21 protein-coding genes are annotated in these 26,749 nt (G+C 68.2%); 15 read left to right on the top strand and 6 right to left on the bottom strand.

Going from position 1 to position 26,749, the window contains the following annotated elements; translation table 11 throughout:
• Position 1 precedes the first annotated feature (1 nt).
• The 3 genes from icmF to ACLIJ1_RS07770 all read left to right on the top strand — a co-directional run bounded on the left by icmF (position 2) and on the right by ACLIJ1_RS07770 (position 6,687).
• On the top strand, positions 2 to 3,295 hold the full coding sequence (gene icmF, locus ACLIJ1_RS07780) for a fused isobutyryl-CoA mutase/GTPase IcmF (RefSeq protein ID WP_411364940.1): 3,294 nt from the start codon (positions 2 to 4) through the stop codon (positions 3,293 to 3,295).
• Positions 3,296 to 3,319: 24 nt separating this feature from the next.
• The gene (rocF, locus tag ACLIJ1_RS07775) at positions 3,320 to 4,249 is read left to right on the top strand and encodes an arginase (RefSeq protein WP_411364939.1); all 930 of its coding nucleotides are present in this window, start codon (positions 3,320 to 3,322) and stop codon (positions 4,247 to 4,249) included.
• Positions 4,250 to 4,347: 98 nt separating this feature from the next.
• Entirely contained in the window at positions 4,348 to 6,687 is a 2,340-nt protein-coding gene (locus ACLIJ1_RS07770; protein ID WP_411364938.1) for an InlB B-repeat-containing protein, read from the top strand.
• 6 nt (positions 6,688 to 6,693) lie between these two features.
• On the opposite strand, the gene ACLIJ1_RS07765 is transcribed toward ACLIJ1_RS07770, so the two are convergent.
• Together ACLIJ1_RS07765 and ACLIJ1_RS07760 are read right to left on the bottom strand one after the other, a co-directional pair.
• Positions 6,694 to 6,996, bottom strand: coding sequence for an antibiotic biosynthesis monooxygenase family protein (locus ACLIJ1_RS07765; RefSeq protein WP_411364937.1), 303 nt, complete (start codon positions 6,994 to 6,996; stop codon positions 6,694 to 6,696).
• Between the two features lie 199 nt (positions 6,997 to 7,195).
• Positions 7,196 to 8,833 (bottom strand): GMC family oxidoreductase, encoded by a 1,638-nt coding sequence (locus tag ACLIJ1_RS07760; RefSeq protein ID WP_411364936.1) that lies wholly within the window; start codon positions 8,831 to 8,833, stop codon positions 7,196 to 7,198.
• A 149-nt stretch (positions 8,834 to 8,982) separates the two neighbouring features.
• Between ACLIJ1_RS07760 and ACLIJ1_RS07755 the strand changes: the two genes are divergently transcribed.
• From ACLIJ1_RS07755 to gorA, 3 genes are all read left to right on the top strand, one after another.
• Positions 8,983 to 9,834: a 3-hydroxybutyryl-CoA dehydrogenase gene (locus ACLIJ1_RS07755; protein WP_411364935.1), complete on the top strand. Its 852-nt coding sequence runs from the start codon at positions 8,983 to 8,985 to the stop codon at positions 9,832 to 9,834.
• Positions 9,835 to 10,055: 221 nt separating this feature from the next.
• A complete protein-coding gene (locus ACLIJ1_RS07750; protein ID WP_411364934.1) occupies positions 10,056 to 10,595 on the top strand; it encodes a hemerythrin domain-containing protein in 540 nt (179 codons plus the stop codon).
• 78 nt (positions 10,596 to 10,673) lie between these two features.
• The gene (gorA, locus tag ACLIJ1_RS07745) at positions 10,674 to 12,083 is read left to right on the top strand and encodes a glutathione-disulfide reductase (RefSeq protein ID WP_411364933.1); all 1,410 of its coding nucleotides are present in this window, start codon (positions 10,674 to 10,676) and stop codon (positions 12,081 to 12,083) included.
• Between the two features lie 116 nt (positions 12,084 to 12,199).
• Here the strand turns inward: gorA and ACLIJ1_RS07740 are convergent, their stop codons facing one another.
• Complete coding sequence (locus ACLIJ1_RS07740; RefSeq protein ID WP_411364932.1) at positions 12,200 to 13,495, bottom strand: DUF4010 domain-containing protein; 1,296 nt, start codon at positions 13,493 to 13,495, stop codon at positions 12,200 to 12,202.
• A 46-nt stretch (positions 13,496 to 13,541) separates the two neighbouring features.
• On the bottom strand, positions 13,542 to 15,065 hold the full coding sequence (locus ACLIJ1_RS07735; protein ID WP_411364931.1) for a hypothetical protein: 1,524 nt from the start codon (positions 15,063 to 15,065) through the stop codon (positions 13,542 to 13,544).
• Positions 15,066 to 15,163: 98 nt separating this feature from the next.
• On the opposite strand from ACLIJ1_RS07735, the gene ACLIJ1_RS07730 reads away from it, so the two are divergent.
• The 8 genes from ACLIJ1_RS07730 (at position 15,164) to ACLIJ1_RS07695 (ending at position 23,584) form a co-directional block, all read left to right on the top strand.
• On the top strand, positions 15,164 to 16,663 hold the full coding sequence (locus ACLIJ1_RS07730) for an AMP nucleosidase (RefSeq protein ID WP_411364930.1): 1,500 nt from the start codon (positions 15,164 to 15,166) through the stop codon (positions 16,661 to 16,663).
• A 124-nt stretch (positions 16,664 to 16,787) separates the two neighbouring features.
• Positions 16,788 to 17,126 (top strand): hypothetical protein, encoded by a 339-nt coding sequence (locus ACLIJ1_RS07725; protein WP_411364929.1) that lies wholly within the window; start codon positions 16,788 to 16,790, stop codon positions 17,124 to 17,126.
• Positions 17,107 to 18,117 (top strand): hypothetical protein, encoded by a 1,011-nt coding sequence (locus tag ACLIJ1_RS07720; protein ID WP_411364928.1) that lies wholly within the window; start codon positions 17,107 to 17,109, stop codon positions 18,115 to 18,117. The genes ACLIJ1_RS07725 and ACLIJ1_RS07720 overlap by 20 nt, the downstream gene beginning before the upstream one ends.
• 88 nt (positions 18,118 to 18,205) lie before the next feature.
• On the top strand, positions 18,206 to 19,618 hold the full coding sequence (locus ACLIJ1_RS07715) for an efflux transporter outer membrane subunit (RefSeq protein WP_411364927.1): 1,413 nt from the start codon (positions 18,206 to 18,208) through the stop codon (positions 19,616 to 19,618).
• A gap of 19 nt (positions 19,619 to 19,637) precedes the next feature.
• A complete protein-coding gene (locus tag ACLIJ1_RS07710) occupies positions 19,638 to 20,945 on the top strand; it encodes an efflux RND transporter periplasmic adaptor subunit (RefSeq protein WP_411364926.1) in 1,308 nt (435 codons plus the stop codon).
• A 2-nt stretch (positions 20,946 to 20,947) separates the two neighbouring features.
• A complete protein-coding gene (locus tag ACLIJ1_RS07705) occupies positions 20,948 to 21,724 on the top strand; it encodes an ABC transporter ATP-binding protein (protein WP_411364925.1) in 777 nt (258 codons plus the stop codon).
• Positions 21,714 to 22,922 carry an ABC transporter permease gene (locus ACLIJ1_RS07700; protein WP_411364924.1) on the top strand — a complete coding sequence of 403 codons (1,209 nt, stop codon included), beginning with the start codon at positions 21,714 to 21,716 and terminating at the stop codon, positions 22,920 to 22,922. The genes ACLIJ1_RS07705 and ACLIJ1_RS07700 overlap by 11 nt, the downstream gene beginning before the upstream one ends.
• 32 nt (positions 22,923 to 22,954) lie before the next feature.
• Complete coding sequence (locus ACLIJ1_RS07695) at positions 22,955 to 23,584, top strand: DUF2238 domain-containing protein (RefSeq protein WP_411364923.1); 630 nt, start codon at positions 22,955 to 22,957, stop codon at positions 23,582 to 23,584.
• A 15-nt stretch (positions 23,585 to 23,599) separates the two neighbouring features.
• On the opposite strand, the gene purT is transcribed toward ACLIJ1_RS07695, so the two are convergent.
• A complete protein-coding gene (gene purT / locus ACLIJ1_RS07690) occupies positions 23,600 to 24,802 on the bottom strand; it encodes a formate-dependent phosphoribosylglycinamide formyltransferase (protein ID WP_411364922.1) in 1,203 nt (400 codons plus the stop codon).
• A gap of 19 nt (positions 24,803 to 24,821) precedes the next feature.
• Positions 24,822 to 25,688 carry an archaetidylserine decarboxylase gene (gene asd, locus ACLIJ1_RS07685; protein WP_411364921.1) on the bottom strand — a complete coding sequence of 289 codons (867 nt, stop codon included), beginning with the start codon at positions 25,686 to 25,688 and terminating at the stop codon, positions 24,822 to 24,824.
• Between the two features lie 124 nt (positions 25,689 to 25,812).
• On the opposite strand from asd, the gene ACLIJ1_RS07680 reads away from it, so the two are divergent.
• Entirely contained in the window at positions 25,813 to 26,748 is a 936-nt protein-coding gene (locus ACLIJ1_RS07680; RefSeq protein ID WP_411364920.1) for an ATP-binding cassette domain-containing protein, read from the top strand.
• Position 26,749: the final 1 nt, after the last annotated feature.

The following is a 26,749-nucleotide window of genomic DNA, read 5'->3' as shown; positions in this document are numbered from 1 at the left end:
CATGACCGACCTGTCCGCCGACTTCAAAGCCCTGGCCAGCTACCGCCCCACGAACAAGGTGCGCTTCGTCACCGCCGCCAGCCTGTTCGACGGCCACGACGCCGCCATCAACATCATGCGGCGCATCCTGCAGGGCATGGGTGCCGAAGTGATCCACCTGGGCCACAACCGCTCGGTCGACGAAGTCGTCACCGCGGCACTGCAGGAAGACGTGCAGGGCATCGCGATCAGCTCCTACCAGGGCGGCCACGTCGAGTACTTCAAGTACATGGTCGATCTGCTGCGCCAGCGTGGCGGTGAGCACATCCAGGTCTTCGGCGGCGGCGGCGGCGTGATCGTGCCGGCCGAGATCCGCGAGCTGCACAGCTACGGCGTGGGCCGCATCTACAGCCCGGAAGACGGCCAGCGCATGGGTCTGGCCGGCATGATCGGCGAGATGGTGATGCGCTGCGACATCGACACCAGCGGCCATGCTCCCAAGGCGCTGGAGTCGATCCAGGGCCACAGCGAGATGCACTGGCGCGCGCTGGCGCAGCTGATCACCGCCCTGGAGAACGGCAAGGCCGATGTCGCGCTGGTGGACGCCGTTCGCAGCGCTGCCGCCAGCAAGACGGTGCCCGTGCTGGGCATCACCGGCACCGGCGGCGCTGGCAAGTCCAGCCTGACCGACGAGCTGATCCGCCGCATCCGGCTCGACCAGGACGACGCGTTGCGCGTGGCGGTCATCTCGATCGATCCCTCGCGCCGCAAGAGCGGCGGCGCGCTGCTGGGCGACCGCATCCGCATGAACGCCATCGTTCCCTGGCAGAGCGGTCCGCGCATCTACATGCGCAGCCTCGCCACGCGCGACACCAGCAGCGAGATCAGCGCAGCCCTGCCCGATGTCGTCGCGGCATGCAAGGTGGCGGGCTTCGATCTGATCGTGGTCGAGACCTCGGGCATCGGCCAGGGCGACGCGGCCATCGTGCCGCACGTGGACATCCCGATGTACGTGATGACGCCCGAGTTCGGCGCCGCCAGCCAGCTGGAAAAGATCGACATGCTCGACTTCGCCGAGTTCGTGGCGATCAACAAGTTTGACCGCAAGGGCGCCGCCGATGCGCTGCGCGACGTGGCCAAGCAGGTGCAGCGCAACCGCGAAGCCTTCACCGTCATGCCCGACCAGATGCCGGTGTTCGGCACCATGGCCGCGCGCTTCAACGACGACGGCGTGACCGCGCTGTACCAGGCCATCAAGGCCCGGCTGATTGAAAAGGGGCTGAAGCTGGCCAGCGGCAAGCTGCCATTGGTGCATGTGCGCCACAGCACCAACCAGACGCCCATCGTGCCGCCAGCCCGCACCCGCTACCTGGCCGAGATCAGCGACACCGTGCGCGGCTACAAGAAGAAAGCGCGCGAGCAGGCGAGGCTGGCTCGCGAGATCCAGCAACTGCGTGCCGCGGCTGAGATGCTCGCCGTGGACAAGCCCAACCGGCCCAAGGCGTCCGAAGCCGCCATCGACCTTGCACAGTCGCGCGAGCTGACGCAGGACCCGGCCGCACGCAAGCTGCTGGCCCAGTGGCCCGACATGCAGAAGGCCTACGCGGGCGACGAGTACGTGGTGAAGATCCGCGACAAGGAAATCCGCACCGCGCTCACCACGAAGTCGCTGTCCGGCACCACCATCCGCAAGGTCGCACTGCCGCAGTACGAAGACCACGGAGAGATCCTGAAGTGGCTGATGCTGGACAACGTGCCTGGCAGCTTCCCCTACACCGCTGGCACCTTCGCCTTCAAGCGCGAAGGCGAAGACCCGACACGGATGTTCGCCGGCGAAGGCGATCCCTTCCGCACCAACCGCCGCTTCAAGCTGGTCAGCGAAGGCCTGCCGGCCAAGCGCCTGTCGACCGCGTTCGACTCGGTCACCCTGTACGGCAACGACCCCGACCCGCGCCCGGACATCTACGGCAAGGTGGGCAACAGCGGTGTGAACGTGGCGACGCTGGACGACATGAAGGTGCTGTACGGCGGCTTTGACCTGTGCAACCCGACCACGTCGGTGTCGATGACCATCAACGGCCCGGCGCCATCCATCCTGGCGATGTTCATGAACACCGCCATCGACCAGAACATCGAGAAGTTCAAGACCGACAACGGCCGCGAACCGACCGACACCGAAGCGCAGAAGATCCGCGAATGGGTGCTGGCCAATGTGCGCGGCACGGTGCAGGCCGACATCCTGAAGGAAGATCAGGGCCAGAACACCTGTATCTTTTCGACCGAGTTCTCGCTCAAGGTCATGGGCGACATCGCCGAGTACTTCGTGCACCACGACGTGCGCAACTTCTACTCGGTCTCGATCAGCGGTTATCACATCGCCGAAGCCGGCGCCAACCCGATCAGTCAGCTCGCCTTCACGCTCAGCAACGGCTTCACCTTCGTCGAAGCGTATCTCGCGCGCGGCATGCACATCGATGACTTCGCGCCCAACCTGAGCTTCTTCTTCAGCAACGGCATGGACCCGGAATACACCGTGCTGGGCCGGGTGGCGCGCCGCATCTGGGCCGTGGCGATGAAGGAGAAGTACGGTGCCAACGAGCGCAGCCAGAAGCTCAAGTACCACATCCAGACCAGCGGTCGCAGCCTGCACGCGCAGGAGATCCAGTTCAACGACATCCGCACCACCCTGCAGGCGCTGATCGCGATCTACGACAACTGCAACTCGCTGCACACCAACGCGTTTGACGAAGCCATCACCACGCCCACCGAGGACAGCGTGCGCCGCGCCATGGCGATCCAGCTGATCATCAACCGCGAGTGGGGCCTGGCCAAGAACGAGAACCCCAACCAGGGCGCCTTCATCATCGACGAGCTGACCGAGCTGGTGGAAGAAATGGTGCTGAGCGAATTCGAGAAGATCGCCGAGCGTGGCGGCGTGCTGGGTGCGATGGAGACCGGCTACCAGCGCAGCAAGATCCAGGAAGAGAGCATGCACTACGAGATGCTCAAGCACACCGGCGAGTACCCCATCATCGGCGTCAACACCTTCCGCAACCCGCACGGCGACACCACGCCAGAGACCATCGAACTGGCGCGCTCGACCGAAGAAGAGAAGCAGTCGCAGTTGTCGCGCCTGGCCGACTTCCACACGCGCCATGCGAACGAGGCACCGGCCCAGCTCGCGCGTCTGAAGCAGGCCGTGATCGAGAACAGGAACGTGTTCGAGGTGCTGATGGACGCGGTGCGCTGCTGCTCGCTGGGCCAGATCACCAATGCGCTGTTCGAGGTCGGCGGGCAGTACCGGCGCAGCATGTGAGGCGGTTCGCGCCACAATAGCGCGATGCACAGTCCCATCTCCCTCATTGGCGTGCCCACCGACATCGGTGCCGGTGCACGCGGCGCCTCCATGGGGCCCGAAGCCCTGCGCGTGGCCGGCATCCAGCAGGTTCTCGAAAGCCACGGCCTGCAGGTGGCGGACCGGGGCAACCTGTCCGGCCCGTCCAACCCGTGGCAACCTCCGGTCAACGGTTACCGGCACCTGCCTGAAGTGGTTGCCTGGAACAGCGCGCTGCACGAGGCGGTGCTGGCCGAACTGCGGATGAAGCGCCTGCCCATCGTGCTTGGCGGCGACCACTGTCTGGGCATGGGGTCGATCAGTGCGGTGGCGCGCCATTGCCGCGAGAGCGGCAAGAAGCTGCGCGTGCTCTGGCTCGACGCCCACGCCGACTTCAACACCGCGGCACTCACCCCCAGCGGCAACGTCCACGGCATGCCGGTGGCCTGCCTGTGCGGCCACGGTCCGGCCGAGCTGACCGGCATCGGCGGTCACACGCCCGCCATCGGCGCCGACGTGGTGCGGCAGATCGGCATCCGCAGCGTCGACCCGGGCGAAAAGCGCTTCGTGCATGAGGTCGGGCTGGAGGTGTTCGACATGCGCTACATCGACGAGATGGGCATGCGCCACACCATGGAGCAGGCACTCATGGGGCTGGACGACTACACCCATCTCCACGTGAGCTTCGACGTCGACTTTCTCGACCCCGACATCGCGCCGGGCGTGGGCACCACCGTGCCCGGCGGACCGACCTACCGCGAAGCACAGCTGTGCATGGAAATGATCGCGGACACGGGGCGCCTGGCCTCGCTGGACGTGATGGAGCTCAATCCGGCACTGGATGTGAGAAACCGCACGGCGGAACTGGCGGTAGACCTGATCGAAAGCCTGTTCGGCAAGTCCACCCTGATGCGGCAGAGCGCCGCCCGCGCCTGACCGGCGACGGGCGGCCTCAAGATCGGCCAGGGCACGCCGATAGCAACCCGAGGGCCGACTGACCGCCATGCTGGCGGGTCGTGCCACTGGGGTACGTCATGTCCGTTTCTTTCCTGCGCCAAGGGGGCCTGTGGGCCTTCTGGCTGGCCCTGGCCGCCAGCACTTCGCTTCATGCCCAGCCGGTGCCATCTGCCGAGCTCGACCGGCTCACCGAACTGGCGGCAACGCAAGGCCGGGTGCGCGTCATCATTGGCATGAAGGCCGATCCCGCGACCGGCGCGAGCGCCACCAGCGGCACCGATCTGCACAAGCGCGCAACCGCCGCCCAGAACAAGCTGGAGGCACAACTGCTGCGCGGTGGCAACACCAAGATTCTGGCCCGATTCAACCTGCAGCCGCACCTGGCCGCAGACATCGACGCGCTCACGCTGGAGCACCTGAAGCTGTCGCCGCTGGTGGTCAGCATCGAAGAAGACGTGCCCGTGCCGCTGACGCTGGCCGAAAGCACGCCACAGATCGGCGCCGTGCAGGCCTGGAGCAACGGGGTGACCGGTGCCGGGCAAACCGTCGCCGTGCTCGACACCGGTGTCGACAAGACGCACCCGATGCTCGCGGGCAAGGTGGTGGCCGAGGCCTGTTATTCGTCCAACACCACCCAGTCCCATTCGGTCTGCCCTGGCGGCGTCACCGACAGCACGGCCAGCGGTTCGGGCGTGAACTGCGCCACCAGCATCTCCGGCTGCAGCCACGGCACGCACGTGGCCGGCATCGTGGCCGGCAACGGCGGCACCACCGGCACCTACGGTGTCGCGCCTGGCGCGCAGATCATCGCTGTCCAGGTGTTCAGCCATTTCCCGTCCTACGGCAGCGTGATGTCCTACACCAGCGACCAGATCAAGGGGCTGGAGCGGGTGTACGCACTCAAGGACGCGCTGAAGATCGCCTCGGTCAACATGAGCCTGGGCGGCGGCCAGTACACCGCCAGTTGCGACGCCAGCAACCAGGCCCTGAAGGCGGCGATCGACAATCTGCGCGCGGTCGGCATCGCGACCGTGATCGCCAGCGGCAACAACGGCTGGACCAACGCCATGTCGGCGCCGGCCTGCATCTCGACCGCGGTCAGCGTGGGTGCGCACTGCGACGCCGGCCCCGACGGCAGCGCCTGCGGCACAGGCGTCGGAGGCATCGCCTCCTACTCCAACATCACGTCGTTCGTGTCGCTGGTTGCGCCGGGCAGCTACATCCGCTCGTCGGTGCCGGGCAACGCCTACGCCACCTACAACGGCACCTCGATGGCCACCCCGCACGTGGCCGGCGCCTGGGCGCTGCTGCGCCAGGCCCAGCCGGCGATCTCGGTCACCGAAGGCCTGGCCCTGCTGCGCCAGCAAGCGGTTTCGGTGAACGACACCCGTTCCGGCGGCTCGGTCAGCGGCCTCAAACGGCTGCAGACTGGCTTCCTGTCGACCGCCGACACCACCCTGTCGATACAGCGCAACGGCACCGGCAGCGGCATCGTCTCCTCCACTCCCTCGGGCATCCTGTGTGGCGGCGACTGCAGCGAAACCTATTCGGCTGGCACCAGCGTCGCCTTGGTCGCGACCGCCTCCGCCGGCTCGGTGTTTTCGGGCTGGTCGGGCGCCTGCAGCGGCACCGGCGCCTGCACCGTCAGCATGGCGCTGCCGCGCAGCGTGACCGCCACCTTCACGGCCACGCGCCAGACCCTGAGCGTCACCAAGCCGGGCGATGGCACCGGCACCGTGACCTCCAGTCCGGCCGGCATCAGCTGCGGCACCACCTGCAGCGCCAGCATGGTGGCTGGCGCCACGGTCAGACTCACTGCGGCCGCGGCCAAAGGTTCGAAGTTCACCGGCTGGACCGGCGCCTGCGCCGGCACCGGCACCTGCACGGTGGCGATGAATGCGGCCGTCTCGGTGGGAGCCAAGTTCGAACGACTGCCCTACACCCTGAGCTATGCGAAGGCCGGCACCGGCGGCGGCAGCGTGACCGTGGTCAATACGGGAGCGGTCTGCGGCGCCGCCTGCAGCACCAGCTTCCTCAGTGGCACGCTGGTGCGCCTGACCGCGTCACCCGACGCCTATTCGAACTTCACCGGCTGGTCCGGCGCCTGCAGCGGCACCGGGTCCTGCCTGGTGGCCATGGACAACATCAAGAAGGTCACGGCCAACTTCAAGCGGGTGCGCTACACCCTGACCACCACGGTGCAAGGCACGGGTGGCGGTCACATCACGACCACGGGGCTTGACTGCACAGGCACCTGCCAGAAGGTGTTCGAGAACACCAGCAAGCCCGCGCTGACCGCCACCGCCTCCACCGGCTGGCGCTTTGTGAAGTGGCTCGGTGCCTGCACGGGCACCGGCGCCTGCACGGTGACGATGAGCGGCGACAAGGCCGTCACCGCACAGTTCGCACCGCTCTGAGCGGCCTCAGGCGGACTTGCCCACCAGCTCCAGGTGTTCCACCACCGGGGGCTGGACAAAGAACGGGCCGACGATGGCGCGCCATTCGGCGAACGCAGGCGACTCGCGGAAGCCCACGGTGTGGTCTTCCAGCGTGTCCCAGTAGATGTTGAGGATGTAGCGGCCCGGCGACTCGATGCTGCGGTTGACCTTGAAACCCTGGAAGCCCTTGGCCTGGGCGATCACGGTGGTCGCACCACGCAGGATCGCTGCCTCGAAGTCGGCGGCCCTGGCAGGGTCGATGCGGATGTCGGCGTGTTCAAGAATCATGGAAACAGGCTCCCCCGCGCCGCTTCGCGTCACCCCCGAGGGGGCGATGCCTGCGGCCTGGCAGAGCCAGTTCCGCGGCATCCTGGACGGGACATCGCACGCCGGGTTGATGGTGGAAGGGGTTTGAAGCGTAACCGAGAACACCGCAGAACCGGCTTCGCCGGGCTGCAGGTGTTGCCCCCTGGGGGGTGACGCGCCACTAGGCGCGGCGCAGGGGGTGGTCCTGTTTGATCATGTCGACCGCCTTCTCTCCCATCATGATCACCGGGGCATTGGTGTTGCCGCCGACGACCGCCGGCATGGCCGAGGCATCGACCACACGAAGATTGCCCACGCCGTGCACACGCAGCCGCGCGTCGACCACGGCGCCAGCCTCAGCCGATGGCCCCATGCGGCAGGTACCAACCGGGTGATAGATCGTGTCGGTGTGGTGGCGGACGAACTGCTCGATCTGCGCGTCGCTCTGCGCATCGCGCGACGCGCGAGACTCCACCCCGCCGTGGCGGGCCAGCGCCGGCTGCAGCAGCAGTTCGCGCGTGCGCTTGAAGCCGCGCACCAGCCGCGCCACGTCGTCTGAGTCCCGCAGGAAGGCCGGGTCGATCAGCGGCGCCGCCTGTGGGTCGCTGCTGGCCAGCCTCAGCGTGCCCCGGCTCTTTGGTCGCAACAGGCAGACGTGGCACGAATAGCCGTGACCCAGCACCGTCTTGCGGCCGTGATCGACCAGCTTGCCGACCACGAAGTGCAGCTGCAGGTCCGGGATGGCTTCCTCGGGCGCGCTCTTGATGAAGCCGCCGGCCTCGGCAAAGTTGGTGGTCAGCATGCCGTTGCGCTGCTGCCGCCACTCGAACACACCCTTGACCATGCTGGCCACGCCACGCAATGAGATGCCAAACAGGTCGGTCAGGCGTGGCGCATTCACCACCATCACCACGTCCGGGTGGTCGTGCAAGTTCTGCCCCACGCCTTCGAGCGGGTGCACCACCGGGATGCCGTGCTCCTGCAGGTGCAACACCGGCCCGATGCCCGAGAGCATCAGCAGCTGCGGCGAGCCGAAGGCCCCGGCGCTGAGCAGCACCTCGCCGCCAGGCTTGAGCATGAGCGTCTGCAGTGGCCCGCGCCCGCCGTCGGGTCGGTACTCCACCCCGACCGCACAGTGGCGCCCTTCGCGCAACTCCGTCAGCACGCGGGTCGTCAGCGCACCGGTGATCACCTGCAGGTTGGGCCGGCCCAGGTGCGGCGTGAGGTAGGCCTTGGCGGCGCTGAAGCGTTCGCCGTTCTTGTGCGTCACCTGGTAGGCGCCGACGCCTTCCTGCTCGCGCCCGTTGAAGTCGCGGTTGACCGGGTAGCCGGCCTGGCGCCCGGCCTCGATGAAGTCGGGCAGCACCGGATTGGGTGAACGCAGGTCCATCACGTTCAGCGGTCCACCCGTGCCATGCAGGGCATCGGCACCGCGTTCGTTGTGCTCTGCGCGCTTGAAGTACGGCAGCACGTCGGCAAACGACCAGCCCGGATTGCCCTGGGCCGCCCAGCCGTCGTAATCGCTCGCGTGGCCACGCGCATAGATCATGGCGTTGATCGAACTTGAACCACCCAGCACCTTGCCGCGAGGCTGGTAACCGCGCCGCCCGTGCAGCCCCGGCTGCGGCACGGTCGAATAGTCCCAGCCGTTGAGCTGGTACTTGGCCATGACCGCCAGCCCTCCAGGGCAGTGGATCAGCACGCTGTGGTCGGCCGGCCCGGCCTCCAGCAGGACCACCCGGATCGCCGGGTCTTCGCTCAGCCGTCCGGCCAGCACACTGCCCGCGGACCCTCCGCCGACGACGATGTAATCGAACATGATGTCTCCTGGCGTCGCGTGCCTGTCATGCCGGTGCAAGACGCTGCGCGACAATGCCGGGCAAGGTAGCACAGGCCCTTTCGCCACAGTAGGCTGGCCCGCCTAGAGCGCCTCCGCTTTTTCCCTCATCTTTCAGGAGTGATTTCCCAATGAGCAGCATCCAGACCGTCGGCATCATCGGCGCCGGCACCATGGGCAACGGCATCGCGCAGGCCTGCGCCGTCAGCGGCATCCGCGTCGTCATGGTCGACGTGGCCCAGGCCGCGGTGGACAAGGGCCTGGCCACCGTGGCCGGCAGCCTGGACCGACTGATCAAGAAAGAGAAGCTGTCCGCCGAAGGCAAGGCTGCCGCGCTGGCGCTGATCACCGGCTCCACGAGCTACGACGACCTCAAAGGTGCGCAACTGGTGATCGAGGCCGCGACCGAGAACGAAGGCCTGAAGGTCAAGATCCTGCAGCAGCTCGACGGCATCCTCGCGCCCGACGTGATTGTGGCCACCAACACCAGCTCGATCAGCATCACCAAGCTGGCCGCCGTCACGCAGCGCTCCGACCGCTTCATCGGCATGCACTTCTTCAATCCGGTGCCGATGATGGCGCTGGTGGAGATCATCCGCGGCCTGCAGACCAGCGACGCCACGCACGACGCCGTCAAGACTTTGGCCGAGGCCCTGGGCAAGACGCCGATCACGGTAAAGAACGCCCCGGGCTTCGTGGTCAACCGCATCCTGGTGCCGATGATCAACGAGGCCTTCTTCGTGCTGGCCGAAGGGATCGCCACGCCGGAAGACATCGACGCCGGCATGAAGCTTGGCACCAACCAGCCGATCGGCCCGCTGGCGCTGGCAGACATGATCGGACTGGACGTGTGCCTGGCGGTGATGAACGTTTACATGGCCGAGTTCAACGACAGCAAATACCGCCCGGCTCCGCTGCTCAAGGAGATGGTGGCTGCAGGCTGGCTGGGTCGCAAGACCGGTCGCGGCGTGTATACGTACTGAGTTCCCCCCGCGCCGCCTGCGGCGTCACCCCCCAGGGGGCGGCACTGGCGGCCCGGCAAAGCCGGTTCCGCGGCATCCTTGCACCAGACGCGTGCGCGCGACAGGCCCCGCTTGTCGCAGTCCGCCGAAAGCCCGCTCCAGCGGGCTTTCTTGTTGAGCAAGATCAATTTGCGGCGGCGCAGCATCTCCAGAATGGCTTCATCGTCATTGAGGAGTTCACCATGAGTGCCGCACCAGTCTCCATCGCCGTCTTCGACTTTCTCGACAGCACCCACCAGGACATCCAGGCGCAGGTGCGCCAGCTGCATGCGCTGGTTGACGCCATCGAGGCCGATGGTCTGAGCCAGGCCAACCGCGCCCAGGCGCGGCGCGTGCTCGACTATTTCAGCCACGAAGCGCGCCAGCACCACCTCGACGAAGAAAAGCACATCTTCCCCACCCTGCTGGCCAGCCAGGATGCCGACATCGTGCAGGCCGCCGAGCACCTGATCCAGGACCACGGCTGGCTGGAAGAGAACTGGATCCAGATCGCGCCGTCGCTGGAAGCCGCCACCAGTGGCAACCTCTGGTTCGACACCGCCGAGCTGCGCCACGCGCTGGAGGTGTTCGAGGCGCTGTACCTCGACCACATCCTGATCGAAGAGTCGATCGCCTATCCCGAAGCCAGGAAGCGCCTGCAGGGCCTGAATACCCTGGGCATGGGCCGCGAGATGGCCAAGCGACGAGCGCTGGAGCGCGATGAGGTGCGTGCGCGGGCCTGAGGTCTGACGTAAACCCTGCCGCCGCCTCGGCGGATGGCTGCCCGTACACTGCCCCGTTCCCGAACAGGACGGTGATTCATGAGCAGCCACGACTTCGATCTTTTTGTCATTGGCGGCGGCAGCGGCGGTGTGCGCGCTGCCCGCATGGCCGCACAGCGCGGTGCCCGCGTCGCCCTGGCCGAGGCCCTGGGCACCGACGGCCTGGGTGGCACCTGCGTCAACGTCGGCTGCATCCCCAAGAAGCTCTACAGCTACGCCGCGCACTACCACGAGGCGTTCGAGGAGTCGCGCGGGTTCGGCTGGGAGATGGACACCGCGCCCCGTTTCCACTGGACCACGCTCAAGGACAACCGCCGCAAGGAGATTGCGCGGCTCAACGGCGTCTACGGCAACCTGTTGCGCGGCGCTGGCGTCACGGTGTTCAACGGCTTTGCGCGCCTGGACGGCGAGCACCGCATCAACCTGGCCACGCTGAACGCCGACGGGTCACCCGGCCATCAGCGCTTCACCGCGGCGAACATCCTGATCGCCACCGGCGGCACGCCGCATGTGCCGCACTTCGTTGGCCGCGAGCATGTCATCACCTCCAACGAGGTGTTCGATCTGGAGCCCTTCCCGCAGCGCCTGCTGATCGTGGGCGGTGGCTACATCGCCTGCGAATTCGCCTCGATCTTCAACGGCCTGGGGGCCAAGGTGACCCAGCTCTACCGCGGCGAACAAGTGCTGCGCGGTTTCGACGACGAGATCCGGCACTTCGTGGCCGGCGAGATGGTCAAGACCGGCGTCGACCTGCGGCTGAACGCGGGCGTGGTCGACATCCGCAAGACAGATGAGGGCCTGCGCGCCGAGCTTGAGGACGGCAACGTGGTGCTGGCCGACGCGGTGCTCTACGCCACCGGCCGCACGCCCAACGTGCAGGGGCTGGGTCTGGACGCGACGGGTGTGGCGCAGGGCGCGCAGGGCGAGGTGCTGGTCGACGAACACTACCGGACCAATGTGCCGCACGTGTTCGCGGTCGGCGACGTGACCAACCGAGTGCAGCTCACGCCGGTCGCGCTGGGCGAAGCGATGGTGGTGGTCGACCAGCTCTTCGGCCCCGCCGCTGGCAAACCGCCGCGCAGCATGAGCTACGACTTCATTCCGACGGCCGTGTTCACCCACCCCAGCATCGGCACGGTGGGCCTGGGTGAAGCGCAGGCGCGGGAACGCTTCGGCGACGTCACCATCTTCCGCAGTGAATTCAAGGCGCTGCGCCACACGCTCTCGGGCAGCAGCGAACGCACGCTGATGAAGCTGGTGGTCGACACCGCGAGCGATCGCGTGGTCGGCCTGCACATGGTCGGCGCCGAGGCTGGCGAGATCGTGCAGGGCTTCGCGGTGGCCATGAAGGCCGGTGCAACCAAGGCCGTCTTCGACGCCACCATCGGCATCCACCCGACCGCAGCCGAAGAGTTCGTGACCATGCGCGAGCCGGTCAGGAGGAACTGAAGCCCCCACGCTCCGCCGCTGCGCGGGTCGCTGCCCCCCGAGGGGGCTGGGCCTGCCTTGGGGCGGCCCGGCGGCTGGCCCATCGGCCCCACGCTCCGCCGCTTCCCACCGCGCGCTCAGGCGCTGCCCATCCACACCACCCCTGCCGCCACCACCAGCGTGTGCAGCCACAGCCCCGGCGCGAGCGCACGCAGGTAGGGCCAACCGCCGGTCAGCGCCGCGGTGAGGCTCTTGCTGCCCGCGTGCACCAGCAACGCCAGCGCCACCGCCCACACCGCCACCGACCCCGGGGCCGGGGGCGCAGCCGAGAACACCGCGGCCATGGCCGCATGCAGGTCGGCCAGCGCCGCCAGCAGCACACCGGCCAGCAGGCCTGCATCGCCCAGCCAGCGCTGCAGGAGATGCACCAGCATCTGAACACCGCTGAGCAGCAACACCACCACGGCAGCCCCCGGCAGGCTGAACATGCGGTCCTCGCCACCGCCGCCCGGTCCTTCGGTCCTCGGCGAAGACACCGCCAGCGACCCATCGGCCGGTTCCTCACGCACCGCCAGCCAGCCCCAAACCGCAGCGATCAGCGCGCCGATCAGCACCGGTGCCCACAACACCCGCAACCAGGCCGGCTGCGTCACCGAGGCCACCAGCAGCAGTTGCAATTGCGTCGCCACGCAGGACACCAGTCCACCGCCCGCCATGCGACGGGCGTCGCGTCCCTGCTCCCGCACCGCCAGCCCCATCGACGCAATCGCCGCAGTGCTCGACACAAATCCCGACGCCAGCGCGGACAGCGCCACGGCATGGCGGGACGCCAGCAGACGGCCCGCGAGATGGGCCAGCGATTGCACCGCCAGCAGCACCACCAGCAGGCGCAGCACCGCGTGCGGGTTCACCAGCCCGTCCAACAGCGCGCGGTCGGGCACCAGGGGCAGTGCCATCAGCGCCAGGGCCGCCAGCACGATGCCGTCGCGCACCTCCCCGGGCCGCAGCCACTGCCGTGACAGGCGGTGCAAGCGATCGCGGCCGGCCAGCAAGGCGGTGAGCCCCACGGCCAGCCAGGCGGCCACCGGCAGGCTCCATGCACACAGCACACCGTCGAGGTACACCAGCATCAGCGCCAGCTCCGTGGTCACGCCGGGATCGTCCGAGCGGTCGCGCTGGTAGGCCAGCAAGGCGAGTCCCGCGACCAGCAGGGCCCCGGCCACCACCAGCCCCGTGACCTGCGTCAGCGCTGCCGCCGCGCCGGCCACACAGGCCACGGCAAAGGTCCGCACCCCGGCGAAGCCGCGCTGCGGCCCCTGCCCCTTGCGGCGTTCACGCTCGATCCCGACCAGCAGGCCGCAGCCCAGCGCCACCGCCAGCACAGCGGCAGCAGGCGCGTCGGGAGATGAGGTCCAGGGATCGGTCAGCGACATGGTGCGCCGGGGAAAGCCCGGCTCCCGCCACTGTAGCGCCGGCACCTCACGGCGTGACCAGCCCGTCCATGCGCACCACCTCGAAGTTGCTGCCCTTGACCTGCCCCAGCTCGCTGTTGAGCACATCGTTGTTCCAGCGCGGATCGGGTGCGCCGCTGACATACCAGTTGCTGCCGTTGTCGGCCATCAGCATGCCGTGCGTCTTCATCGCGGTCAGCAGGGCTTTGGTTTCGGTGCTGAAGTTCGAGGGAATCACATAGCCGGCCTTGAGGCGCACCCGCATGCCCATGGGCGGCAGGTTGGCGTCGGTGTTCGACGAAGCCCAGTGCGTGGCCGGCGGCACATAGGCGCGGCGGCTGCGCTGCACGGTGAAGCGCAGCGCGTGCGCGATGCCGCCGGGCCCGCGCGAGGCTTCTTCGTAGCGCGCCAGGCCCGGGAAGATCGGCAGACCCGCGGCATCCGCGCTGGTCCAGCCGGCCTGGCCGCCGGGCCGCACGTTGTTGCTGTCCAGGTGGAACAGCGCACCGACGTCGGCCCACCACGATCCGTTGCTCTGCGGGAACGCACGCCCCAGTTCGTAAAGGCGGTTGTTGTCCCGGTCGATCACCAGCACATGCCGGTCGCCGTTGCTGGACGGCCCGCCTTCAATTGGCGCGCCCTGAGGCACCGGGTATGGCCCCGGATCGCTCTCGTCGCCATAGGCGGTCCAGACCATCGGCACCTTGGGTTGCGTGCCCGACACCACCACGTAGGGAATGCCGATCGGTGCGCCTTCCCAGAAACCGGAACCGAAATCCGGGTGCAGACCGGTATTCAGCCCGATGCTGGCGATGATGGCGTCCGAGTTGGGATCGACCGGCAATCCCGAGACGTCGCGGTTCCACGCGTTGTCGGACGGGAAGGAAACGGCGCCGTACAGCGGCGCGCCCGGGCCGAGCGCGGCGCGCGCGAGGTTGCCGTAGGTCAGCGTGGTCGCCGGCTCGCTGCCGAAGACGTAGTACGCCGACCCCTCGTACCCGTACTGCGGCAGGTAGGCGACCTCGGTCGGGGTGACCGTATAGAAGTGGAAGCCCTTGCCCGCCAGGTAGAAGCGGCTGAGCGGGCGCAGGCCCGATCCTGCCGCGGTGCTCGCGTAGTAGGCAATGCCCTCGTAGTTGAACTGCGGCAGGTTGGCCTGCACCTGCGCCTTTTCCGTGGCGCTGATGGTATAGAAGTGCACCCCGGTCTGGCGGTTGTAGAAGCGGTAGACCGGGCTCAGCCCCGATGCGGCGACGGCACTGGCCTCGAAGGCCGGACCGTCGTACTGCATGAAGGGCAGGCTGGCCTGCACCTGCGCCTTTTCGGTAGCACTGATGGTGTAGAAGTGCGCCCCCGTGTTGAGGTTGTAGAAGCGGTAGACCGGGGTGGTGGCGTAGGCCTTTTCGGTCGCGCCATCCATCGCGGAAAGCTTGGGCTGCCGGGCGGCAGCCGAACTGGAGTCCTGTGAAGCGCCGCCGCAGCCGGACAGCGCGAGGACGGTGAGCAGGCAAGCGGCGCTGGCGAACAGGCGCAGAGAGGGGTGCGGGAACATGGTCGGTCGGGCTCGGTGCTGGCCGGAAAAGCCGTTGCGACGCAGTGTGCCACCGCCCTGGTTCCGCTCCTGTAACAAAAGCTGGCCAAAATAGCTCCATGCACCACACGCCGCCTTTCACCGCCCCCCTGTTTTTCACCGACCCCGACGCCGCCCTGGCCCAGGTGCAGCGCATCTACCAGGACAACATCGCTTTCCTGCGCCAGTCCATGCGCGACTTCGTCGCCGGCAACGACTTCGGGCAGGCCCGGGTCCGGGCCTGCTATCCCTTCGTGCGGCTGCACACCCACAGCGTCTCGCACCGCATCACCGGGCGCCTGAGTTATGGCTTCGTGGCCGGACCGGGCCGCTACGAGACCACGATCACGCGCCCCGACCTGTACGGCGATTACCTGCGAGGGCAGTTCGAGCTGCTGCTGGCCAACCACGGCGGCGAGCTGGAGGTCGGCACCAGTGCGCAGCCGATCCCGATCCATTTCTCGTTCGCCGAACACGACCACGTCGAGGGCGACCTGGGCGTCGACCGCCGCGCCCTGATGCGCGACGTGTTCGACCTGCCCGACCTGTCGGTGATGGACGACGGCATCGCCAACGGCACCCACGAACCCGGCCCCGGCGATGCCCAGCCGCTGTCGCTGTTCACCGGTCCGCGGGTCGACTATTCGCTGCAGCGCCTGCGCCACTACACCGGCACCGCACCCGAGTGGTTCCAGAACTTCGTGCTGTTCACCAACTACCAGTTCTACATCGACGAGTTCATCAAGCTGGGTCACGCCGAGATGGCGAAACCCGACAGCGAGTACATCGCCTTCGTCGAGCCCGGCAACGTGGTGACGCGGCGCGCCGGCATGCCTGCCGAAGCGGGCGATGCGCTGGGCCATGCCCCACCGCGCCTGCCGCAGATGCCTGCCTACCACCTGATGCGCGCCGACCGCAGTGGCATCACCATGGTCAACATCGGTGTCGGCCCGGCGAACGCCAAGACCATCACCGACCACATCGCCGTGCTGCGGCCCCACGCGTGGCTGATGCTCGGCCACTGCGCCGGCCTGCGCAACAGCCAGCAACTGGGCGACTACGTGCTGGCGCACGCCTATGTGCGCGAAGACCATGTGCTGGACGAAGAGCTGCCGCTGTGGGTGCCGATCCCGGCGCTGGCCGAGATCCAGGTCGCCCTGGAAGCCGCCGTGGCGGACGTGACCGGCGTGCCGCCACAGGAACTCAAGCGCATCATGCGCACCGGCACCGTCGCCAGCACCGACAACCGCAACTGGGAACTGCTGCCGTCACAGAACGCGCCGAGCACGCCACAGCGGCGCTTCTCGCAGAGCCGCGCCGTGGCGCTGGACATGGAGAGCGCGACGATCGCCGCCAATGGCTTTCGTTTCCGCGTGCCCTACGGCACCCTGCTGTGCGTGAGCGACAAGCCGCTGCACGGCGAGATCAAGCTGCCTGGCATGGCCAACCATTTCTACCGCGAGCGCGTCGACCAACACCTTCGCATCGGCATCCGCGCGGTCGAACGGCTGCGCGAAGGCGGCATTGCCCAGCTGCACAGCCGCAAGCTGCGCAGCTTCGCCGAGGTGGCGTTCCAGTGATCCTCTGCCCGGGGGACGCATCCCCGGGCACCATGACTTTTGGCACTGATCGGCCGGCAACGCCGCGCCTATCTTGCAGGCGTCCCCTCGCGGGACACGTTCTGCAACCCTTCAGGAGAAAGCCATGTCAACCAAACCCAGACTCTTGCCGGCGGTCATGCTCACCACCGCCCTGAGCGGCGCGGCCCTGTCCGGCGCCGCACTGGCCCGGGTCGCGCCACAGGAGCCCGTGACCCCACGCGCCGACACGCCGCCCCAGACCGCGGGCGTCACCCCGGCCGTGATGAAGAAGCTGCCACCCGGCACCTACCCGGTGCCCGAGAGCCTATCGCGCTACACCAAGGAAAAGTTCGAGCAGGTCGCGATGATGCGCTGGTGGCCATGGGACGAGGACCCCGATCCGACACACTGCGCGACCATCTCCGGCAGCGACCGAGGCTGGGATGACAGCGACTGCATGTGACCGCAGCGGCGCCCGCATCGGCATCGTGACCGTTGCGGGCGATCTGCACGCCCATGTCGTCCGGCAGAACCTGCTGGACCGGCATGGCGTCCCGTGCCACATCTTCGAGACCGACCGCCTGGCCGACTCGGGGGTGATGGACTGGACCACCACCGCGCCCGAGCGCGCGGTGCTGCCCGACCACACCGGGAGTGCCGTCGAGGTCGCCTCGCTCGGGGCGATCTGGTGGCGACGCCCGAGCGGCAACTCGTGGAACCGCGCTGCGCCCGTGCTGCCACAACTGTCGGACGAGGCGGTGATCGACCTGGTGCGCAACGACTGTCTGGCGACCTTCCTGGGCATCGTGGCGACCGCATTCCGGGGCGTCTGGGTCAGCGACCCCGACGCGCACCGGCACGCGGAGAACAAGCTGCGGCAGCTGCACGCCGCGCGGCAGGCCGGACTGCGCATCCCGCAGACCCTGGTCAGCCAGAACCCGGCAGCGATCCGCGCCTTCTGCGCCCGGCAACCCACCATCGTCAAGGCGGTGGCGGGCACCAACAAGACGCCCCTGATGGCGCACACGGTGAACGAGGAACTGCTGGCCTCGGACGAGTCGCTGCGCTTGTCGCCGGCGATCTACCAGGCGCGGATCGAAGGCCACCGCCACCTGCGGGTGCACGCCTTCGGCGCCGACATTCACGCGGCCCTGATGACCTGCGACGAGCTCGACTGGCGCATCCACCTGGACAAGCTCAGGGTGGAGCGGCACACGCTGGCGGCGGACCTGCAGCGCCGTCTGCGGCATTTCCTGTCGCTGATGGGGCTGAACATGGGCATCTTCGACCTCAAGCTGGACCCGGAAGGTGATCCGGTCTGGCTGGAAGTGAATCCGCAGGGCCAGTTCCTGTTCCTGGAGGGCATGTCGGACCTGAGGCTGGTGGATGCGTTTGCCGACTACCTGATCGGGCTGGTCCGGCCACGCCTGCGGGTGGCCAACAGCAGCCGCTAGGGAGGGCTTTACCAAACATTAACCGGTTGGCAACCCTGCCGGCGCCTTCCTCTCGCACAATGAGACGATGCGCCAGCCGACACCTCCCATGCACCCTCGGACCCTGCCAGCACTGTCGCTGGCGGTGGTCCTGGCACTGTCCGCCTGTGCCTCTGCTCCCCGTTCCGCCAGCACCGCCGGTGTCGCACCGGACATTCCCGCCGCCTGGAGCCTGCCTTCGGGCGAAGGCCGCGCGACGGCGCTGGCCAGCTGGTGGAGCCGCTTCAACGACCCTGTGCTCGGTGACCTGGTCACCCGGGCGCTGCAGGCCAACCCCAGCGTGCAGAGCGCCCAGGCGGCCCTTCGCCAGGCCCGCGCGCAGCGCGATGTGCAGCAGGCGGGCAACGGCCCGTCGGTCGGCGTATCCGGCTCGGCACAGCGCAGCCAGACCGGCAGCGCGGCCGGCAGCAACCGTTTCCAGGCCGGCTTTGACGCCAGCTGGGAGCCGGACATCTTCGGCGGCAACCGCGCCAGCCTGGACGCCAGCGAGGCCGAGGCCCGCGCGGCCGAGACCAGCCTGGCCGACGTGCAGGTCTCTCTGGCCGCCGAAGTCGCCGCCGGCCTGATCGAGCTGCGCGGCCTGCAGGCGCGACTGGACATTGCCCAGCGCAACCTCGCCACCCAGGGCGACACGCTGCAGATCACGCGCTGGCGGGTGCAGGCCGGGCTGGCCTCCTCGCTCGACCTGGAGCAGGCCATCGCGGCGCACGCGCAGACCCAGTCGCAGATTCCTGCGCTGCAGACCAGTCTGGCCCAGTCCATGAACGCGCTGTCGGTGCTGACCGGCCAGCCGCCGCTGGCGCTGCGCGACACACTCTCCCGCGTGTCTCCGATCCCGCAGGCACCCGCAGCTATCGCGTTGTCGCTGCCGGCCGAGACGCTGCGCCAGCGCGCCGACGTGCGCACCGCCGAACACCGCATCAGCGCGGCGCTGGCGCGCGTGAGCGCGGCGGAATCCGCCCGTTACCCGAGCTTCAAGCTGGGCGGTTCGCTGGGCCTGTCGTCGCTCACGCTGGGCGCGCTGACCGATGGCGCATCTGTGGTGCGCTCGCTGCTGGCGAGCATCTCGGTGCCGCTGTTCGACGGCGGCGCGGCGCGGGCGCAGGTCCGGTCGCAGGAAGCCGCGCTGGAACAGGCCCGCGCCAGCTACGCCAGCACCGTGCTGACCGCGCTCAAGGACGTGGAAGACGCGCTGGTGGCCATCCAGGGCGACCAGGAACGGCTGGTCCGCCTGCAGACCGCTGCGTCCGCAGCGGTGAACGCCGAACTTCTCGCGCGCCAGCGTTACCAGAGCGGTCTGATCGATTTCCGCACCGTGCTCGACACCCAGCGCACCCTGCTCTCGGCGCAGGACAGCGTCGCCAGCCTGCAGGCCGCGCTCGCCACCGATCACGTGCGCCTCTACAAGGCCCTGGGCGGCGGCTGGACGCCGGATGAAGCCGACAGCGCCACCCCACGTTGAACACCGACACACCATCGCCATGAACAAGAACAAAGAATCCACGCCTGCCGACCTGCAGAACCTGCTCGGCAACGACCAGCCTCCGCGCTGGTGGCGACGCACCACGACATGGATCGTGGTCGCCGCGATCGCGCTGGGCGTTGGCGGCTACGTCTACTGGCGATCGCAGCAGAGCGCCAAGGCAGCGCCGGTCTACATCACGGAAGCGCTGAAGAAGGGCGACATCACCCTGTCGGTCGCCGCCAACGGCACGCTGCAGCCCACCCGCTCGGTCAACATCGGCAGCGAGCTCTCCGGCACGGTCAAGCGGGTGCTGGTCGATGTCAACGACCGCATCAAGGCCGGCCAGGTGCTGGTCGAGCTGGACACCGCCAAGCTGCAGGACCAGGTGGCGCAGGCACGGGCGGGCGTGAACTCGGCGCGGGCCCAGGTGGCGCAGGCCGCCGCCACCGCCAAGGAAGCCCGCGCCACGCTGGCGCGCTTCGAAGAGGTTTCGCGCCTGTCGGGCGGCAAGGTGCCATCGGCGACCGAGATCGACAGCGCCAAGGCGGCGCTGGAACGTGCCGTGGCCGCCGAAGCGGCCGCGCAGGCGGCGGTGACCCAGGCCCGTGCCGCGCTGTCGACCGATGAAACCAACCTGTCGAAGGCGTCGATCCGTTCACCGATCAACGGCGTCGTGCTGTCGCGCTCGGTCGATCCGGGCAACGCGGTCGCCGCCTCGCTGCAGGCCGTGACGCTGTTCTCCGTGGCCGAAGACCTGACGCAGCTCAAGCTCGATGTCGCGGTCGACGAAGCCGACGTCGGCAACGTGAAGGTCGACCAGAAGGCCACCTTCACCGTCAGTGCGTTCCCGGCGCGCCGCTACCCCGCGACGATCCAGCGCGTGGCCTTCGGCTCGACCAAGACCGACAACGTCGTCACCTACACCACCACGCTCAACGTCGACAACAGCGACCTCAGCCTGCGCCCGGGCATGACGGCAGCAGCGACCATCGTGGCGCGCGAGGCCAAGGGCGTCTTCATGATCCCCAACACCGCGCTGCGCTTCTCGCCGGCCACGGCCGGTGCAGTGGCAGCGCCTTCGGGCGGCAGCATTCTCTCGAAAATGATGCCGCGCCCACCTGGCAACGCGCGACCGAAAACCGCCGGCACCGACCGCCGAGGCGGCGGCCCGCGCCAGATCTGGGTGCTGGAAAACGGCCAGCCCGTGGCCAAGCCGGTCACGACCGGCATCAGCGACGGCCGCAACACCGAAGTCAGCGGCGAAGGCCTGAGCGAGGGCATGGCGGTGATCACCGAGCAGCGTGCGGCAGGATCGGGCTCTTGACCATGGACGCGCCACTGATCCGTCTGCGCGGCATCACCAAGACCTATGGCGAAGGCAATACCGCCTTCCAGGCGCTCAAGGGCGTCGACCTCGACATCGAACAGGGTGACTTCGTGGCCATCATGGGTCCCAGCGGCTCGGGCAAGTCGACCGCGATGAACACCCTGGGCTGTCTGGACGTACCGTCCACCGGCACCTACGAGTTCCAGGGCGTGCAGGTGCAGTCGCTCAGCCGTGACCAGCGCGCACGTCTGCGCCGTCGCTACCTGGGCTTCGTGTTCCAGGGCTTCAACCTGCTCGCGCGCACCTCGGCGCAGGAGAACGTCGAACTGCCGCTGGTCTACCGCGGCGAGCCCGCCGCCACCCGGCACGCGGCCGCCGCCCGCGCACTCGAACAGGTTGGCCTCAAGGGCTGGGAACACCACACCCCGGGCGAACTCTCGGGCGGACAACAGCAGCGCGTGGCGATCGCGCGCGCGATCGTGACCGAGCCGCGGGTGCTGCTGGCCGACGAGCCGACCGGCAACCTCGACACCCACCGCAGCCAGGAAATCATGGAACTGCTCTGGCGCCTGAACGCCGAGCAGGGCATCACCGTCCTGATGGTCACGCACGAGCCCGACATGGCGGCCTACGCCAAGCGCATCGTGCGCTTTGTCGACGGCGTGGTCGCCAGCGACGAACGCAACCCGCACCCGGTTGCCCTGCAGGCGGCCCACGCCACGCAGAGCGACACCGGCCGCGGCGCGGCGGCGACGGAGACGGCGCATGTGGCTTAACACCCTGGTCCTGGCGCTGCGCTCGATCCGGCGCAACCTGCTGCGCTCCTTCCTCACCATCCTTGGCATCGTGATCGGCGTCAGCGCGGTGATCACCATGGTCACTGTCGGCAATGGCGCCACCATGGCGGTGCAGAACCAGATCGCCGGCCTGGGCACCAACCTGCTGCAGATCCGGCCCGGCCAGCGCATGGGCCCCGGCGGCAGCGGCTCGGTCGCGCCCTCGTTCAAGGAAGTCGACGGTGAAGCCATCATGAGCCAGGTCGGCGGCATCGTCGCGGTCGCGCCCGAGGCGCGCAGCGGCACGACCCTGGTGGCCAACGGCCGCAACTGGAGCTCCAGCGTCATCGGTAGCACCAACGACTGGCTGGTGACGGGCAACTGGAAGATCGCCGACGGCCGCAACTTCAGCGACGACGAGCTGCGCGCCGGTGGCGCAGCCTGCGTGATCGGGCAGACCGTGCAGCGCGAGCTGTTCGGCGGCACCAGCGCGGTCGGCGGCCAGCTGCGGGTCAAGGCGATGAGCTGCGAAGTGATCGGCGTGCTGACCTCCAAAGGCCAGGGCGCGTTCGGCAACGACCAGGACGACATGGTGCTGGTGCCGATCAAGACGCTGCAGCGGCGCATCACCGGCAACACCCGCGTCAACACCCTGCTGGTGTCGATGAACGACGGCGCCGACGCTTCGCGCGTGACCGCAGCCATCACGCAGCTGCTGCGCGAGCGCCGCAAGCTGGCCGAGACCGACGAAGACAACTTCAACGTGCTCGACACCAAGCAACTGGCCGAAACCCTCTCGGGCACGACCAAGATCATGACCATGCTGCTCGGCGCGGTCGCGGCGGTGAGCCTGCTGGTTGGCGGCATCGGCATCATGAACATCATGCTGGTCAGCGTGACCGAACGCACCCGCGAGATCGGGTTGCGGCTGGCCATCGGCGCGCTGGAGCGGGAGGTGCTGCTGCAGTTCCTGATCGAGGCCGTGGTGCTCGCCGCGCTGGGCGGTCTGGTGGGCATCGTGCTGGCGACCGGCGCGTCGATCGCCCTGTCGGCGGTGATGGACGTGCCCTACCAGTTCAACCTCGGCGTCAACCTGCTGTCGTTCCTGTTCTCGGCCGGCATCGGCGTGCTGTTCGGTTATTTCCCGGCCCGGCGCGCGGCCCAGCTGAACCCGATCGACGCGCTGCGCCACGAGTGAGCCAAGCTTCGGCGGACCGATATGATCCGGCGATGCCAACGAACACCCTCGACGCGCGCGGCCTGACGCTCTGGTCCGTGGCCCTGATCGTGCTGCTGGGCCTGTCGGCCTGGCACCCGCTGGAGCTGGACACCTGGGCGATCGAGGTCGCGCCCGTGTTCATCGTCCTGCCCCTGCTCTGGCTGAGCTGGCGGCGCTTCCCGCTGACGCCCCTGCTCTACGGACTGATCTTCGTGCACGCCCTGATCCTGATGCTGGGCGGCCACTACACCTACGCCAAGGTGCCGCTGGGCTTCTGGATGCAGGACCTGTTCGGCCTAGCCCGCAACCCCTACGACGGCGTCGGCCATTTCGCGCAGGGCTTTGTGCCTGCGATGGCCGCGCGCGAGCTGCTGCTGCGCCAGACCGCGCTGCGCCCGGGGCGCTGGCTGTTCGTGATTGTGGTGCTGGCCTGCGGTGGCATCAGCGCGCTCTACGAGCTGATCGAATGGGGCGCCGCGGTCGCGATGGGTGCGGGCGCAGACGCCTTCCTCGGCACCCAGGGCGACCCGTGGGACACGCAGAAAGACATGGCGCTGGCCTTTGTCGGCGCGTTGGTGGCGCAGCTGTTGCTGCCGCGCTGGCACGACGCGCAACTGGCGCGGCTCACGGCGCGCCCCTGAAACCCGGGCAGTGACTCAGGCCTTGCGGGGCTTGACCTTGGACACTGCCAGCTTGGCGTTGGCGCGCGCGGTGTCGGTGTCGGTGGCCCTCGCGAGCGCCACACCCATGCGGCGCTTGACGAAGCTCTCAGGCTTGCCGAACAGTCGCAGGTCGGAGCCCGGCACGCGCAGCGCTTCGTCGACGCCGTCGAACACGATTCCCTCCGCGTCCACGCCGCCGTAGATCACGGCGCTGGCGCCCGGGTTGCGCAGCGAGGTATCGACCGGGAGGCCCAGGATGGCGCGGGCGTGCAGTTCGAACTCGCTCTGGTGCTGGGTGCACAGGGTCACCAGGCCGGTGTCGTGCGGGCGTGGGCTGACTTCGCTGAACCAGACCTGCTCACCCTTGACGAACAGCTCCACGCCGAACAGGCCCAGGCCGCCGAGGTTGTCGGTCACGGCCTTGGCGATCTGGCGCGACTTCTCGATGGCGGACGCGTGCATCGCCATCGGCTGCCAGCTCTCCACGTAGTCGCCGCTGACCTGCACGTGGCCGATCGGGTCGCAGAAGTGGGTGCCGGTCTCGCCATTGGCGTCTTTGGCGCGCACGGTCAGCTGGGTGATCTCGTAGTCGAAGTCGATGAAACCTTCAACAATCACGCGGCCGTGGCTGACGCGGCCACCGGCCATGGCGTAGTCCCAGGCCTTCTGCACGTCGGCCGGGCCGTCGATCTTGCTCTGACCCTTGCCGGACGAACTCATCACCGGCTTGACGATGCAGGGGTAGCCGATGCCGGCGTCGATCGCGGATTGCAGCTCTTGCTGGGAGTCACAGAATTTGTATGGGCTGGTCGGCAGGCCCAGCGTCTCGGCGGCCAGGCGGCGGATGCCTTCGCGGTCCATGGTCAGGCGCGCGGCGCGGGCGGTCGGGATCACGGTCACGGTACCGGCGGCTTCGAGCTCCTGCAGCATCGGCGTCGCGATGGCCTCGATCTCGGGCACCACCAGGTGCGGGCGCTCGGCCTCGACCAGCGCCTTGAGTTGCGCCGGGTCGCTCATGGTGATGGTGCGCGCGTGGTGCGCGACCTGCTGGCCCGGCGCATGCTCGTAGCGGTCGACCGCGATGGTCTCCACGCCCAGCCGCTGCAGGGCGATCAGCACCTCCTTGCCGAGTTCGCCGCTGCCCAGCAGCATCACGCGCGTGGCCTTGGGAGACAGGGGGGTGCCGAGCGTCGTCATGGAAATCCTCAAAAAATGGTCAGGGAGCGGCGATGCCCATGGCTTCGCCCATGCGCACCGGGCGGGCGGCGGCCCAGCGCGGGTGGAAATCAATGGTGTCCTTGGGCCAGAGCATCACGACCGTGGAGCCAAGGAGGAAGCAGCCCATTTCTTCACCGCGCTTGAGCAGGCAGGGTTCGTCGTCGTAGGTCCATTCGCGGACTTCGCGCGAACGCGGCGGGTTGACCACGCCGTGCCAGACGGTGGCCATGCTGCCGACGATGGTCGCCCCGACCAGCACCAGCACGAAGGGCCGGGTCTGACCCGAACTGCCGTGCGGCACGTCGAACACGCAGACCACGCGCTCGTTGCGCGCGAACAGGCCGGGCACATGTTCGGCCGTGAGCGGGTTGACCGAAAACAGCTCGCCGGGCACATAGACCATGCTGCGCAGCCGACCTTCGCAGGGCATGTGGATGCGGTGGTAGTCCTTGGGGCTGAGATAGATGGTCGCGAAGGCGCCGCCGCGGAACTGCGCCGCCAGCCCGGCGTTGCCACCGACCAGGGCGCGGGTGCTGTACGAATGGCCCTTGGCCTGGAAGATCTGGTCTTCCCGGATGTCACCGAACTGGCTGATCGCCCCGTCGACCGGGCAGACAAATCCTTCGGGCGCCAGGGGCCGCACGCCGGGGCGCAGCCGTCGGGTGAAGAACTCGTTGAAGGTCGAGTAAGCCCTTGGGTCGGCGTTCGCCGCCTCGTCCATGTCCACGCCGTAGCGCTTGATGAACCAGGGGATCACGTTGTGCGTCCACCAGGTGGCACGGGAATTGGCGCACCAGCCGGCGAACTGGGTCAGCGCGGTCTTGGGCAGCAGGTATTGCAGGGCGACGGCGGGAGGAACGGACACTTCGGGGCGCGCGCGGGGCGGCAAAAATCGACCAGCCGGTCGGGAAGCGCCATTGTAGGTCGACCCTTTTTCCGGCCCATTTCGGCACCACCGCAGCTGCGCCGCCCGGGCACAATCGCGCTCCATGAGTGAATTTCTGTTCGAGTGCCGCCAGCTGGTCAAGCGCTACGGCGGCCAGACCGTGGTCGACGACCTTTCTTTCGGCATCGCACCGGGCGAGTGCCTGGGCGTGATCGGTCCCAACGGCGCCGGCAAGACCACCACCATCCGCATCTGCCTGGGCCTGACGGCCCCGGACAGCGGCGAGGTCACGGCGTTCGGTCTGCCGATGCCGCAGGAGGCGCTGGCGGTCAAGCAGCGCCTGGGCGTGGTCAGCCAGATGGACACGCTGGACCCGGACTTTTCCTGCGCCGAGAACCTGCTGGTCTATGGCCGCTACTTCGGCATGAAAGACAGTGACATCCGTCCCCGCATTCCGCGGCTGCTGGAATTCGCTGCGCTCACCCACAAGGCCGATGCCAAACCGGGCGAGCTCTCGGGCGGCATGAAGCGGCGGCTCTCGCTGGCGCGCGCGCTGGTGAACGACCCGCAGCTGTTGCTGCTGGACGAACCCACGACCGGGCTGGACCCGCAGGCCCGGCACCTGATGTGGGAACGGTTGCAACTGTTGCTGCAGCAGGGCAAGAGCATTTTGCTGACCACCCACTTCATGGACGAGGCCGAGCGCCTGTGCTCGCGCCTGCTGGTGCTGGACCATGGCCGCAAGATTGCCGAGGGCCGGCCGCGCGAGCTGATCGCACAGCACCTCGAACCCGACGTGGTCGAGGTGTACGGCCAGGGTGCACTGGCGCTGGCCACGGCGCCGGAACACGAAGCCCTGCGGGCGCTGGCGGCGCGGGTCGAGGTCAGCGGCGAGACCGTGTTCTTCTACACCGCACAGGCGCAACCGTTGCTGGCTGCACTGGGGCAACAACCACAGCTGCGCACCCTGCACCGGCCGGCCAACCTGGAAGACCTTTTCCTGAAACTCACCGGACGCCAGATCCGCGAGGACGGCTGAA

Origin of the sequence: Hydrogenophaga sp. RWCD_12 (assembly GCF_046604225.1) — a bacterium.
Classification (GTDB): Bacteria; Pseudomonadota; Gammaproteobacteria; order Burkholderiales; family Burkholderiaceae_C; genus Hydrogenophaga.
The sequence above is the reverse complement of the archived record's forward strand: the minus strand, read 5'-3'. Positions and strand labels throughout refer to the sequence as shown.

Coding starts and splice junctions, on each gene's coding strand:
- ACLIJ1_RS07765 (WP_411364937.1), bottom strand. CDS start 6,996: ATGATTCTTGAACACGCCGACATCCGCATCGACCCTGCCAGGGCCGCC.
- ACLIJ1_RS07725 (WP_411364929.1), top strand. CDS start 16,788: ATGTCAACCAAACCCAGACTCTTGCCGGCGGTCATGCTCACCACCGCC.
- icmF (WP_411364940.1), top strand. CDS start 2: ATGACCGACCTGTCCGCCGACTTCAAAGCCCTGGCCAGCTACCGCCCC.
- ACLIJ1_RS07750 (WP_411364934.1), top strand. CDS start 10,056: ATGAGTGCCGCACCAGTCTCCATCGCCGTCTTCGACTTTCTCGACAGC.
- rocF (WP_411364939.1), top strand. CDS start 3,320: ATGCACAGTCCCATCTCCCTCATTGGCGTGCCCACCGACATCGGTGCC.
- ACLIJ1_RS07710 (WP_411364926.1), top strand. CDS start 19,638: ATGAACAAGAACAAAGAATCCACGCCTGCCGACCTGCAGAACCTGCTC.
- ACLIJ1_RS07770 (WP_411364938.1), top strand. CDS start 4,348: ATGTCCGTTTCTTTCCTGCGCCAAGGGGGCCTGTGGGCCTTCTGGCTG.
- ACLIJ1_RS07760 (WP_411364936.1), bottom strand. CDS start 8,833: ATGTTCGATTACATCGTCGTCGGCGGAGGGTCCGCGGGCAGTGTGCTG.
- ACLIJ1_RS07740 (WP_411364932.1), bottom strand. CDS start 13,495: ATGTCGCTGACCGATCCCTGGACCTCATCTCCCGACGCGCCTGCTGCC.
- ACLIJ1_RS07680 (WP_411364920.1), top strand. CDS start 25,813: ATGAGTGAATTTCTGTTCGAGTGCCGCCAGCTGGTCAAGCGCTACGGC.
- ACLIJ1_RS07720 (WP_411364928.1), top strand. CDS start 17,107: ATGACAGCGACTGCATGTGACCGCAGCGGCGCCCGCATCGGCATCGTG.
- purT (WP_411364922.1), bottom strand. CDS start 24,802: ATGACGACGCTCGGCACCCCCCTGTCTCCCAAGGCCACGCGCGTGATG.
- ACLIJ1_RS07735 (WP_411364931.1), bottom strand. CDS start 15,065: ATGTTCCCGCACCCCTCTCTGCGCCTGTTCGCCAGCGCCGCTTGCCTG.
- gorA (WP_411364933.1), top strand. CDS start 10,674: ATGAGCAGCCACGACTTCGATCTTTTTGTCATTGGCGGCGGCAGCGGC.
- ACLIJ1_RS07700 (WP_411364924.1), top strand. CDS start 21,714: ATGTGGCTTAACACCCTGGTCCTGGCGCTGCGCTCGATCCGGCGCAAC.
- ACLIJ1_RS07705 (WP_411364925.1), top strand. CDS start 20,948: ATGGACGCGCCACTGATCCGTCTGCGCGGCATCACCAAGACCTATGGC.
- ACLIJ1_RS07695 (WP_411364923.1), top strand. CDS start 22,955: ATGCCAACGAACACCCTCGACGCGCGCGGCCTGACGCTCTGGTCCGTG.
- ACLIJ1_RS07730 (WP_411364930.1), top strand. CDS start 15,164: ATGCACCACACGCCGCCTTTCACCGCCCCCCTGTTTTTCACCGACCCC.
- ACLIJ1_RS07755 (WP_411364935.1), top strand. CDS start 8,983: ATGAGCAGCATCCAGACCGTCGGCATCATCGGCGCCGGCACCATGGGC.
- ACLIJ1_RS07715 (WP_411364927.1), top strand. CDS start 18,206: ATGCACCCTCGGACCCTGCCAGCACTGTCGCTGGCGGTGGTCCTGGCA.